Genomic DNA, 12,414 nt, shown 5'->3' with positions numbered 1-12,414 from the left:
GCAGCATGGAATCCCGAACTGCGACCGGGTCAACGAAACCGATGCGGCACGAAGCAGCTGGTATTCCGCGTGATCCGGTCGTTGTCCTCGCGGATGCCGATGCCGGCGGCTTCATCGCCGACCACCCACGAACCCACCAGCGTGTGCCGCCCGTCGAACACCGGTAGCGGTGCGAGCGCCTGGTAAACGCGATGCGGTGCGACCACCGCGCCCTGGTGGGCGTCGAGGATGGCGATGCCCTCGCCTTCGCGGCCCCAGAACGGTTTGGCGACGGCCGGGCCGGCAATGTCTTCGCGGCGCAGGCTGGCGGGCAACAGGTTCGGATGGTGGGGGAACCATTCCCACAACAGCGGCAGGATCGCCTTGTTCGACAACAGCATCTTCCACGCCGGTTCGACGAAGCGCGTACCGGAGCGGGCGATGTGGTCGGCAAACGGCTCGGCCAGCATCCACTCCCACGGATAGAGCTTGAACAGGCGGTCGATCGGTCGGTTGGCCAGGTCGATGAAGGCCTTGCCGGACCAGCCGACCTCTTCGATGTCGAGCGCCTGCACGTCGTGGCCGGCCTGCACGCAGGTGTCCAGCAGGTAATCGGTGGTCGTGCCGTCTTCGGGGTTGTCGTAGCAGGCGGCGAAGTGCACGCGATGGCCGCCACCGACGCGGCGCCAGCGCTCGATCAGTTTCTCGTGGATGGAGTTGAACTGGTCGTCGTCGGGATAGCAGGCTTCCAGCCAGTACCACTGCACGACCGAGGCTTCGAACAGCGAGGTGGGCGTATCGGCGTTGTACTCGAGCAGCTTGGGTGGGGCGACGCCATCCCAGGACAGATCCATGCGGCCGTACAGCGCCGGCTCGCGATCGAACCAGCTGCGCTCGGCGAGTCGCGCGGCGTGGTCGTCGATGCCCAGCGCGTCATAGCGTCCGTCGCGGACGATGCGGTCCACCGCCTCCAGGCACATCGCATGCAGCTCCCCGGTCGCCGCCTCCATGCGGTCGATCGCCTCGGCGTCGAACACATAGCAGGCGTCCTCGCGCCAGTACGGGTGGCCATCGATGGTATGGAAGCCGAAGCCGACGGACTCCACGTCACGCTGCCAGTTCGCCCGCGGCGTGATCCGCTCGCGGCGCATCAGCCGCCTCGTGCCGAGACGTGGCCCGTGCTGCCGAAGCCGCCGCGGCTACCGAAGTCGAAACCGGTCGGGCCGTGGCCGGTGTAGCCGCCCATCGAGGCGGTGCTGCGTCCCGGGCCCGGATCGCCGGCACGCGGGCCATTGCGCCAGTCGCTGCGATACCAGGGGCCGTAGTAGTGATAACCGCCGCCACCGCTGTAACCGCCCGATACCGAACGATCCTGGCTGCACTGGCCGGTGGCGTAGTCGCGCTCGCAGTCCTCGAGGGAGTTATAGCTGTTGCGCTGCACGTCCTTGCCGCTGAAGACGGCCATGCCCACGGCGGCTACACCAAGCACGCCCAAGGTAATGCCCACCGTGCGCTTACGAGTGAGTGGTTTGCCCTCGTCTTCCATGGCGATGGCCTCAGTACGACATGGCGGCGGCGTTGATCGCACCTACGCAGGCGGCGACCACGGCGACGAACAGGGCGACCGAGCGCACGTCGGCTTCGATCTGCTGGCGCAGGTCGCGGATCGTCAGGCGCAGGATGAAATGCGTCAGCAGCTGCACGGCCCAGGCCACGGCACCCCACAGCGCCAGGTCGAGCGGGTTCACGCTGTGCGCGATCGCGCTGGCCAGCGGCTGGACGAAACCGATGGCCGCGCCGGCCAGGCTGATGGCGGCGGCGAGGTTGCCCTCGCGGATCAGCGCCATCTCACGCTGCGGCGTGATCCAGATGTAGGTCACGATGAACGCGACGAAGTAAAAGGCGCCCAGGGCGAGGTAGGCCACGAAAGCGGGCAGGGTGAACAGGTCCGACACGATCACGAACGCTTCCTTGTAAGACGCGGCTCCCCATGGCCGCCTCGCCACTATAAGGCGAGGCGGCGCGGGTTGTTACTCGCCCAGCCCCAGCTCGTTCGCGAAGAACGTCATCGACAGCGCGGCGTTGCCGACGCGCTGGCTGAAGGGGGCGCCGATGCCGTGGCCGGCGTCCATGCGGGTGAGCAGGAGCACGGGGTTACCCGAGGTGGACGCATCCTGCAGGCCGGCGGCGAACTTGCGCGACTGCCACGGGGCCACGCGCGGGTCGTTCGCACCGGTGGTGATCAGCACGGACGGGTAGGCGGTGCCCTTCTTGATGTTGTAGATCGGCGTGTAGGCGCGGATAGCCTTGGCCACCGCCGGATCCTTCACCGAGCCGTATTCGCTGACGTTGTACGGGCCGTTGGCGAAGGCCGTCTCGTGGCGGCCGACGTCGTAGATGCCGACCATCGCCACCACCGCGCGGTACTGCTCCGGGTGCTGGGTGAGCGCCGCGCCCATCAGCAGGCCGCCGTTGCTGCCGCCGAGGATGCCCAGGTGCTTCGTGTCGGTCCAATGCGTGGCGACCAGCGCCTGCGAGGCCGCGTAGAAGTCGTCGAACACGTTCTGCTTGTGGGTCTTCTGGCCCTGCTCGTGCCACTGCTCGCCAAACTCGTTGCCGCCGCGGATGTTCGCGTAGGCGAGCACGCCGCCGCGCTCCAGCCAGGCCAGGTTGGCGCCGACGAAGCCCGGGGTCACGGGGATGCCGAAGCCGCCGTAGCTGTACAGGATGGTCGGGCGCTTGCCGTTCGGGGTGATGCCGTCCATCGAGATGACGGTGACCGGGATCTTCGTGCCGTCCTTCGAGGTGCCATCGATGCGGGTGACGCGCACCTTCGAATAGTCCGCGGCCGGCTTCACTTCGAACACCGTCTTCAGGGTGCCGCTGGCGCCGTCGTACTCAGCCCAGCGGGTCGGCTGGGTCCAGCCGCCGTAGGTGATCAGCGCCTTGTCCTGGCCCTTTTCGGCGGCGACGCCACCGATGGTGATGCCGGTGGCCGGCAGCGGCAGGCGGCGGACGAAGGTGGCCTTCGCGTCGTACTGGTCAGCCCACCAGTCGGGGCCGGCACTGCGCACCACGAGGAAGCCGTTGCCGATCGGCGTGACGCGCTGGATGGCGCCCTCGCCCTGCGGCAGCACGTCGGTCTGCTTGCCGCTGGCGTCCAGGGCGATGACCTTGCCGCGCGGCGCACCGGCGAAGGTCACCACGTACAGGCGGTCGCCCACCCAGTGCGCCGAGCGCACGTCGGCGTCGTGGCCGAGCACCTTCTTGAACGGGCCGTTGCCCTGGCGCAGGAACACCTCGGCCGGGCCGCCGTCGCCTTCGTTGGCGAGCAGCGCGGTGGTCTTGCCACCCTCGCCTTCGAGCAGGATGTATTCGGCCACCGGCGAGTAGCCCTTGCCGAAGACCACGGTGTCCTTGTCCTGCGTGGTGCCGATGACGTGGTGCGCCAGGAAGGCGTCGAACTCGTGCAGCGGCTTGGCCTTGGTCGGCGTCTCGAAGCGCGCGTAGGTGACGCCCTTCTCGTCGGCATCCCAGGCGAGCGCCTGCGGGGTGGTACCGCCGCCGGCCCACGGCAGCGAATCGGAGAGCGCCTTGCCCGTCTGCGTATCCAGGATATGCACGGTGGTCAGCTCGCTGCCGCCCTCGGCGGTGCCGTAGGCGAGGTAGCGACCGCTCGGCGAGGGCCAGTATTCGGTGATGGCGGTGTTGCCGTCGCCCTTGTTGAGGTCCACCAGCGTGCGCACCGGGCCGTCCGGCCAGGCCTTGGCCACCAGCAGCGGCTGGGCCTGCGGCGGGGTGTTCTCGAAGTAGAACAGCGTGCCGCCGGCCAGGGTCGGCGACGAGCGCGTGGTGGAGGTGATGGCCAGTTCGCGAATGCGCGCGCTCAGCTCCTTGCCCATGGGCATGCTGCCAATGGCCGCTTCCGTGTAGGCGTTCTGCGCCTCGATCCACTTCTGCACGCCGTCGCCGGTCGGGTTTTCCAGCCAGCGGTAGGAGTCCACGACAGGCTGGCCACCCAGGCTGTCGTTGACGTCGTGCCTCGGCGTGGGCGGCGGGCTGCCCGCGGCGGCGTGGGCCGAGCAGGCGGCGAACAGGCTAAGGGCAAGCAGGCGGGGAACCATGGCGCGCATTGGGGACAACCTCGTGGGCAAGTCCTCCGAGCGTAGCAAACCCATGACGCCTGGCACCCCTGCCGCCAGTTGGGTAGCGCCTGCGGTTATCCTCGACGAATTTGCCGCTGCCGGAAACACCCATGCGCACGCTCGCCACCGCCCTCCTCACCGCCCTGGCCGCCGCGCCCGCGCTGGCGCTGGCCGCCCCGCCGCCGCTGGACATGGAAACGATCATGGCCGACCCGGACTGGATCGGGCAGGCGGTGGAAGAGCCGTACTGGAGCGTGGACGGCAGCCAGGTGTACTACTCGCTCAAGCGCGATGGCAGCCCGGTGCGCGACCTGTACCGCGTGCCCGCCGCCGGTGGCGCGGCCGTGAAGCTGGACCCGGCCGCGGCCGCCACGGCCGACGGCACGAAGCAGGTGTTCGACCGCGAGCACCGCCATGCCGCGTTTGTCCGCCACGGTGACATCTTCCTGCGCGACCTGGGCAGCGGCACGACCGTGCAGGTCACCCGTTCGGCCACGGCGGAAACCTCGCCGCATCTTTCGGCGGACGGCCGCCTGCTCACCTGGCGCGCCGGCAACGACTGGTTTGCCTACAACACCGTGGGCGGCCCGGCCTGGCAGGCCGCGGTGGTGGAAGCGAAGGACGACCCGAAGAAAGACAAGACCTCCGACCTGCAGGACCAGCAGCAGGCGCTGTTCACCACGCTGCGCGGGATCAAATCCGACGAGAAGGCGATGAAGGCTGACGCCGACGCGCTCGCCGCCGCCGACCCGGGCCGCGCGCCCGAGGCCTTCTACCTCGGCAAGGACGTGGCCATCGTCGATACCTCGCTGTCGCCCGATGGCCGCTACCTGCTGGTGGTGACGAAGGCGAAGGACGCCGATGACGGCAAGGTGGCCGACCTCACCCATTACGTCACCGACTCCGGTTACGCCGAGCCGGAAGCCACGCGCCCGTACGTCGGCCGCAACGATCCCGCACCGCAGTCGCTGACCCTGCTCGACCTGCGTGCCCACGCCACGTACGCGCTCGACACCGCCACCCTTCCCGGCATCCACGAGGATCCGCTGGCGGAGATCCGCGCGAAGACGGTGGCCGCGCTGCGCAAGGCGGGCAAGGACGACCGCGCCGACAAGCTGGCGGCACCGAAGACCCGCCCGGTGATCGTCAACGCCGAATACAGCCCCGGCATCGTCTGGAGCGGCGACGGCCACGAGGTGGCCGTGCAGCTGCGCGCGGTGGACAACAAGGACCGCTGGATCGCCACCGTGGACTTCGACCGCCACGCCCTGGCCACCCAGCACCGGCTCACCGACAAGGCGTGGATCAACTGGGACAACAACGACTTCGGCTGGCTCAACGACGGCCGCACGCTGTGGTACCTGAGCGAAGAGACCGGCTACTCGCATCTCTACACCCGGGCCCTCGGCGGCAAGGCCACCGCGCTGACCTCGGGTCGTTTTGAAGTGGACCACCCGGTGCTCAGCGCAGACGGCAAGACCTTCTACGTGCGCACCAACCAGGTCGCGCCGTACAGCTACGACGTCTACAGGCTGGCCTCCTCCGGCGGTGCGCTGACCCGCGTCACCACCTACCAGGGCATGGACGACTTCGCGCTGTCGCCGAACGGCCGCCAGCTGGCCGTGCTGCACTCCGCCCCGTACGTGCCCTCGCAGCTGGCCACCGTCTCCGCCGACGGCGGCACGCCGCGCGAGCTGACCAACACGGTGAAGCCGGGCTTTGCCGACCATGCGTGGATTGCGCCGAAGATCGTGGAAGTGCCGTCGGCGCACGGCGCCGGCACCATCTACGCGAAGTTCTATGGGCCGGCCGATGCCGCGCAGGCGGCCTCGCGCCCGGCGGTGATCTTCGTGCATGGCGCGGGCTACCTGCAGAACGTGCACCTGTCCTACCCGTCGTACTTCCGCGAGCAGATGTTCCATAACCTGCTGGTGCAGCGTGGCTACGTGGTGCTGGACATGGATTACCGCGCCTCGAAGGGCTACGGCCGCGACTGGCGCACGGCGATCTACCGCAACATGGGCCACCCGGAGCTGGACGACCTGCTCGACGGCAAGGCCTGGCTGGTGAAGAACCAGGGCGTGGATCCGAAGCGCGTGGGCATGTACGGCGGCAGCTACGGCGGCTTCATGACGCTGATGTCGCTGCTCCGCGCCCCGGGTGAATTCGCCGCGGGCGCTGCGCTGCGCCCGGTCACCGACTGGACCTCGTATAACCACGACTACACCGCCAACATCCTCAACGACCCGCAGCTGGATCCGGACGCATACGCCACCAGCTCGCCGATCAACTACGCCGACAAGCTGCAGGATCCGCTGCTGATCGAGCATGGCCTGATCGACGACAACGTGCTGGCCAGTGATTCCATCCGCCTCTACCAGCGCTTCATCGAGCTGCACAAGCAGAACTTCTGGATGTCCCTGTACCCGATGGAACGCCACGGCTTCGTCCACCCGGATTCGTGGCACGACGAATACCGCCGCATCGACGAGCTGTTCAAAGACAAGCTGGGCCAATAAGGCCCAGCGGAATTTACGCAGACGTTACGCCCTGCCCCCGGCGCCTTACACCGTAAATATCCACGAGGGCGAAAAATACGCTCCGTCTCCTAATGACGGAATGCTCCCGTGGAATTCCTGTGCGTCCTGCTCATCGTCGTGCTCACGGCGGTGACCATCGGCTTTCTCATGATCTGCGACCGCCTCGGTCGCCGCTGAGGAGCCGCCATGTCACTCACTTACGTCCTCGCCACCGTGATCGCGGTGGCCCTGTGTGGCTATCTCTGCGTGGCCCTGTTGAAGCCGGAGTGGTTCGAATGACCGCGAACGACTTCCTCCAGATCGGCCTGTTCCTCGCCGTGTTGCTGGCGCTGGTGAAACCCGTGGGCCAATACATGGCCCTGGTGTTCGCCGACGAGCCCAACCGGGTGACCCGTTTCGGTGGCCGCGCCGAGCGCGTGCTCTATCGCCTTGCCGGCATCCGTGCCAACGAGGACACGGGCTGGAAGCGCTATGCCATCGCCATGCTGGTGTTCAACGTCGCCGGCCTCGCCGTGGTGTACCTGCTCCAGCGCACCCAGCAGTGGCTGCCGCTGAACCCGCAGCACCTGGGTGCCATCACGCCGGATTCGGCGATGAACACGGCGATCAGCTTTGCGAGCAACACCAACTGGCAGGGCTATGCCGGCGAATCGACGATGAGCTACTTCACCCAGGCCCTCGGCCTCGCGGTGCAGAACTTCCTCTCGGCCGCCACCGGCATCGCCGTGCTGATCGCGGTGGTGCGCGGCTTCGTTCGCCGTGGCGCCGGTGCGGTGGGTAACTTCTGGGTCGACATGACCCGCGCCACGCTGTACGTGCTGGTGCCCTTCGCCATCGTGATCGCGCTGCTGCTGGTCTCGCAGGGCGTGGTGCAGAGCCTGTCGCCGTACGTTGACGCGTCCATGCTCCAGCACGGCACGCAGAGCCTGCCGCTGGGCCCGGTGGCCTCGCAGGAAGCGATCAAGATGCTCGGCACCAACGGTGGCGGCTTCTTCAACGCCAATAGCGCGCATCCGTTCGAAAACCCCACGCCGTTCTCCAACTTCGTCGAGATGCTGGCGATCTTCGTTATCCCTGCGGCGCTTTGCTACACGTTTGGCAGCATGGTCGGTGACCGCCGCCAGGGCTGGGCGATCCTTGCGACCATGCTGCTCATTTTCGTGCCGCTGACCGTCGGCCTGGTGGCCGCCGAACAGGCCGGTAACCCGGCGCTGCATGGTCTCGCCGTCGATGCGCAGGCGTCCGCCATGCAAAGCGGCGGCAACATGGAAGGCAAGGAAACCCGCTTCGGCATCGTCTCCTCGGGCCTGTTCGCCGCGATCACCACGGCGGCGTCCTGCGGCGCGGTGAACACGATGCACGACTCGCTGACCCCGCTGGGCGGCCTGGTGCCGATGTGGCTGATGCAGCTGGGTGAGGTGATCTTCGGCGGTGTCGGCTCGGGCCTCTACGGCATGCTCGCCTTCGCGGTGGTCGCGGTGTTCATCGCCGGGCTGATGGTGGGCCGCACGCCGGAGTACCTGGGCAAGAAGATCGAAGCGCACGAGATGAAGATGGCGAGCCTCGCCGTGCTGATCCCCTGCGCCCTCGTGGTGGTGTGCACCGCCATCGCCGTGATGTCGCCGGCGGGCAGGGCGGGTGTCGCCAACCCCGGTGCGCATGGCTTCAGCGAGATGCTTTACGCCGTCACCTCGGCGGCCAACAACAACGGCAGCGCCTTCGCCGGCCTCTCCGCCAATACGCCCTTCTGGAACGCGTTGCTCGGCATCTGCATGTTCCTGGCCCGCTTCCCGCTCGCCATCGCCATGCTGGCCATGGCCGGTTCGCTGGCCGCCAAGCGCCACGTGCCACCGTCGGCGGGCACGCTGCCCACGCATACGCCGCTCTTCGTCACGCTGCTGGCCTGCGTCGTCATCGTCGTCGGCGCGCTTACCTTCCTCCCGGCGCTGGCCCTCGGGCCGATCGTCGAGCACCTCACGTCCGTTACGGGCCACTGATCCATGACTTCCCATGCCCACACCCCGCGCGGCTTCGACCGCGCGCTGGTGACTCGCGCCCTCCGCGACGCGTTCACCAAGCTCAATCCCCGCCTGCAGTTCCGCAACCCGGTGATGTTCGTCGTGTTCGTGTGCAGCGTCCTCACCACCCTGCTCTGGGTGCAGGCGCTCACCGGCCGCGGTGAAGCCCCGGCGGGTTTCATCTTCCAGGTCTGCCTGTGGCTCTGGTTCACGCTGCTGTTCGCCAACTTCGCCGAAGCGCTGGCCGAAGGCCGCGGCAAGGCCCAGGCCGATGCCCTGCGTGGCTCGCGCCGTGATGTCGTGGCCAAGAAGCTTGTCATGCCGCGCCGCGACGGCCAGGTGGTGTTCACCCCGTCCAGCGAACTGCGCACGGGCCATCACGTGCTGGTCGAAGCCGGTGACATCGTCCCCGGCGACGGCGAGATCGTGCTCGGCGCGGCCAGCGTCGACGAAAGCGCGATCACCGGTGAATCCGCGCCGGTGATCCGCGAAGCCGGCGGTGACCGCAGCGCCGTCACCGGTGGCACCCGCGTGCTCTCCGACTGGCTGGTGGTGCGCGTCACCAGCAACCCGGGCGAGAGCTTCCTGGACCGGATGATCGCGATGGTCGAAGGCGCGTCACGCCGCAAGACGCCCAACGAGATCGCGCTCACCATCCTGCTGGCGAAGTTCACGCTGATCTTCCTGCTGGCCTGCGCCACCCTGCTGCCGTACTCGATCTATAGCGTGGAAGCGGCCGGCGCGGGCAACCCCATCACGCTGACGGTGCTGGTGGCGCTGCTGGTCTGCCTGATTCCCACCACCATCGGTGCGCTGCTGTCGGCCATCGGCATCGCCGGCATGGACCGGATGATCCGCGCCAACGTCATCGCCACGTCGGGCCGCGCCGTGGAAGCGGCGGGCGACGTGGACGTGCTGCTGCTGGACAAGACCGGCACCATCACCCTTGGCAACCGCCAGGCCGTGGCCTTCCACCCGGCCCCGGGTATCGAGGAACGTGAACTGGCGGAAGCGGCCGACCTCGCCTCGCGCGCCGACGAAACGCCGGAAGGCCGCAGCATCGTCGTGCTGGCGGAGACGAAGTTCGCCATCCACGGCCATCGCCGTGACGACACCCGCGCCGCCTTCGTGCCGTTCACCGCGCAGACCCGCATGAGCGGCGTGGACGTCGGTACCCGGCACATTCGCAAGGGCGCGATGGACGCCGTGGAACGTTACCTGGACGAGCAGGACAGCCACATGCCGCCGCTGGTCCGGCGCATGGCCGAGGAGGTCGCGCGTCGCGGCGCCACCCCGCTGATCGTCGTCGACGGCGCCCTGACCCTCGGTGTCGTCGAGCTGAAGGACATCGTCAAGGACGGGATCAAGGAGCGCTTCGCCGAGATGCGCCGCATGGGCATCCGTACGGTGATGATCACCGGCGACAACCCGCTGACCGCCGCCGCGATCGCCGCCGAAGCGGGCGTGGATGATTTCCTCGCCGAGGCGACGCCTGAAGCGAAGCTCAAGCTGATCCGCGACATGCAGGCCGAGAACCGCCTCGTGGCGATGTGTGGCGACGGTACCAACGATGCGCCGGCGCTGGCCCAGGCCGACGTGGCGGTGGCGATGAACAGCGGCACCCAGGCGGCGAAGGAAGCCGGCAACATGGTGGACCTGGATTCGAACCCGACCAAGCTGATCGAAGTCGTGGCGATCGGCAAGCAGATGCTGATCACCCGCGGTGCGCTCACCACGTTCTCCATCTCCAACGACATCGCCAAGTACTTCGCGATCATCCCGGCGGCGTTCGCCACGACGTACCCGGCCCTGGACGCGCTGAACGTCATGCACCTGGCGACGCCGCAGAGCGCGATCCTGTCGGCGGTGATCTTCAACGCCCTGATCATCATCTTCCTGATCCCGCTCGCCCTGAAGGGCGTGGCCTACCGCGCCCTGGGCGCCGCCGCGCTGCTGCGCCGCAACCTGCTGGTGTACGGCCTGGGTGGCGTCGTCGTCCCGTTCATCGGCATCAAGCTCATCGACATGCTGCTGGTCCTGTGCGGACTGGCCTGACCCGAGGTTTCCCATGCATACCGTGAAACTCACCGTGCTTATCGACGACCCGGGCGACATCGACATGGAAGTGCGTGTCGTCGCCCCCGACGCCGCCAGCGCCACGCGCACGGCCGGCGTGACCGCCCTGAAGCCGCGCGTCGTCGCCACCCCGCGCGACGACGCGGACGACGAATACAGCCTCGGCGGCTACGCCGGTATCTGATCCACCCACACCCACCCACACAAGGCGTCCCGGAAGGGACGGTTCTTCATGCGCACCTCTCGTTATGCCTGTCTCGCCGCCCTGCTCGCCCTGGCCCCGGCCTCCAAAGCCCTTGCCGCCAGCAGCGACGACTGTTCCCAGGGTTTCGCCACCCGGCTCGCCGCCGCCTACCGCGAGGACGCCCAGCCGGCGGACCCCAACGCGGAGGCGCCGGCACGCCGCGCCATGCCCTCGCCGTTCCTGTCACCGCCGTTCCCCTCGGCGGAATGGCAGCTCGGTGGCGTGGCCTATCCGATCGGCGTGCCCAACCTGAATTCGCAGTACCCGCTGGAAAAGGCCCTGGCCTGCAACGCCGTCGGCAAGTGGATGAAGGACAACCGCATCGAGGTGTATGGCTGGATCAATCCGTCGGTCAACGCCAGCAGCTCCGCGCATTCGAACTATCCCCTCTCCTACGCGACCCGCCCGAACCGGGTGGAATTCAACCAGGCCTTGCTGCGTATCGAGCGCCTGCCGGATACGGTGCAGACCGACCACGTGGACTGGGGTTTCCACCTCGATAACCTCTACGGCTACGACTACCACTACACGACCATGAAGGGCGTTCTCAGCAACCAGCTGCTGAACAACCCGCGTGCCGGCGAGGCCCTGAACGGCAAGACCTACGGCTACGATCCCATGCTGTTCTACGGCGACATCTACATTCCGTGGGTGGCCGAAGGCATGGTGGTGCGCATCGGTCGCTACCTGTCGCTGCCCGATATCGAAGCCCAGTTCTCGCCGAACAACTACCTGGTCACGCACTCGGTGCTGTACACGGTGGACCCGTACACCCAGATGGGCGTCATGACCACCACGCGCCTGAACCAGCAGTGGACGTTGCAGATCGGCGTGAATGGCGGCAATGACACGGCGGTCTGGAACCACAGCTCGCGCCCCACGCTGCAGGCCTGCGTGCGCTGGGTGTCGGCCGATAACAACGACATGCTGTATCCGTGCGTGAACAGCTTCAACTCGGCGGATTACAACTACAACAACGTGCAGATGTATGTAGCCACGTGGGGGCACCGCTTCAGCGAGAAGGTGCACATCCTCACCGAGGGTTACTACATGTACGGCCGCAACATCGCGGGCTTCGGCCCGGGCGGGGAGCCGGATGTCGTCGCGTCGTCGCCGTTGCCGGGCAAGGCGGCGGAGTACGGCGTCGTGAACTACATCAACGTCGAGATCAACCCGACCAACATGTTCTCGTTCCGCAACGAGTGGTACAACGACCAGAAGGGCCAGCGCACGGGCTTCGCCACGCGCTATACCTCGCACACCCTCGGCATGACCCACTGGGTCAGTCCCGACCTCGAGATCCGCCCCGAGGTCCGCTATGAGCGCTCGTACGACGCGTCCGCGTACGACAAGGGTCATAAGGATTACCAGCTCACCGCTCTCGTCGACGCCATCTGGCATTACTGAGGAGG

Annotated in this window: 10 protein-coding genes; 6 read left to right on the top strand and 4 right to left on the bottom strand. The window is 67.5% G+C overall.

Features of this window, described 5'->3' with window-relative positions; translation table 11 throughout:
- Positions 1 to 29: 29 nt before the first annotated feature.
- The 4 genes from FIV34_RS20485 to FIV34_RS20470 all read right to left on the bottom strand — a co-directional run bounded on the left by FIV34_RS20485 (position 30) and on the right by FIV34_RS20470 (position 4,112).
- Positions 30 to 1,130, bottom strand: coding sequence for a glutathionylspermidine synthase family protein (locus FIV34_RS20485; protein ID WP_139985386.1), 1,101 nt, complete (start codon positions 1,128 to 1,130; stop codon positions 30 to 32).
- Entirely contained in the window at positions 1,130 to 1,525 is a 396-nt protein-coding gene (locus FIV34_RS20480; protein ID WP_139985382.1) for a hypothetical protein, read from the bottom strand. Before FIV34_RS20480 ends, FIV34_RS20485 begins: the two co-directional genes overlap by 1 nt.
- 10 nt (positions 1,526 to 1,535) lie before the next feature.
- Positions 1,536 to 1,940, bottom strand: a complete 405-nt coding sequence (locus tag FIV34_RS20475) for a DUF350 domain-containing protein (RefSeq protein ID WP_139985380.1) — start codon at positions 1,938 to 1,940, stop codon at positions 1,536 to 1,538.
- Positions 1,941 to 2,009: 69 nt separating this feature from the next.
- On the bottom strand, positions 2,010 to 4,112 hold the full coding sequence (locus tag FIV34_RS20470; protein WP_139985378.1) for a prolyl oligopeptidase family serine peptidase: 2,103 nt from the start codon (positions 4,110 to 4,112) through the stop codon (positions 2,010 to 2,012).
- A gap of 122 nt (positions 4,113 to 4,234) precedes the next feature.
- On the opposite strand from FIV34_RS20470, the gene FIV34_RS20465 reads away from it, so the two are divergent.
- The 6 genes from FIV34_RS20465 to FIV34_RS20440 all read left to right on the top strand — a co-directional run bounded on the left by FIV34_RS20465 (position 4,235) and on the right by FIV34_RS20440 (position 12,409).
- Positions 4,235 to 6,643, top strand: a complete 2,409-nt coding sequence (locus tag FIV34_RS20465) for a S9 family peptidase (protein ID WP_139985376.1) — start codon at positions 4,235 to 4,237, stop codon at positions 6,641 to 6,643.
- A gap of 207 nt (positions 6,644 to 6,850) precedes the next feature.
- Complete coding sequence (gene kdpF / locus FIV34_RS20460) at positions 6,851 to 6,943, top strand: K(+)-transporting ATPase subunit F (RefSeq protein WP_139985374.1); 93 nt, start codon at positions 6,851 to 6,853, stop codon at positions 6,941 to 6,943.
- Positions 6,940 to 8,661 carry a potassium-transporting ATPase subunit KdpA gene (kdpA, locus tag FIV34_RS20455; RefSeq protein WP_139985372.1) on the top strand — a complete coding sequence of 574 codons (1,722 nt, stop codon included), beginning with the start codon at positions 6,940 to 6,942 and terminating at the stop codon, positions 8,659 to 8,661. The genes kdpF and kdpA overlap by 4 nt, the downstream gene beginning before the upstream one ends.
- Before the next feature lie 3 nt (positions 8,662 to 8,664).
- Entirely contained in the window at positions 8,665 to 10,737 is a 2,073-nt protein-coding gene (kdpB, locus tag FIV34_RS20450; RefSeq protein WP_139985370.1) for a potassium-transporting ATPase subunit KdpB, read from the top strand.
- 13 nt (positions 10,738 to 10,750) lie between these two features.
- Positions 10,751 to 10,942 (top strand): hypothetical protein, encoded by a 192-nt coding sequence (locus FIV34_RS20445; protein ID WP_139985368.1) that lies wholly within the window; start codon positions 10,751 to 10,753, stop codon positions 10,940 to 10,942.
- 48 nt (positions 10,943 to 10,990) lie between these two features.
- On the top strand, positions 10,991 to 12,409 hold the full coding sequence (locus FIV34_RS20440; protein ID WP_139985366.1) for an outer membrane beta-barrel protein: 1,419 nt from the start codon (positions 10,991 to 10,993) through the stop codon (positions 12,407 to 12,409).
- The last annotated feature ends 5 nt before the right edge of the window (positions 12,410 to 12,414 follow it).

It is taken from the genome of Luteibacter pinisoli (genome assembly GCF_006385595.1).
Classification (GTDB): domain Bacteria; phylum Pseudomonadota; class Gammaproteobacteria; order Xanthomonadales; family Rhodanobacteraceae; genus Luteibacter; species Luteibacter pinisoli.
Note: the sequence above shows the minus strand (reverse complement) of the source record. Positions and strands in the feature narration are given on the sequence as shown.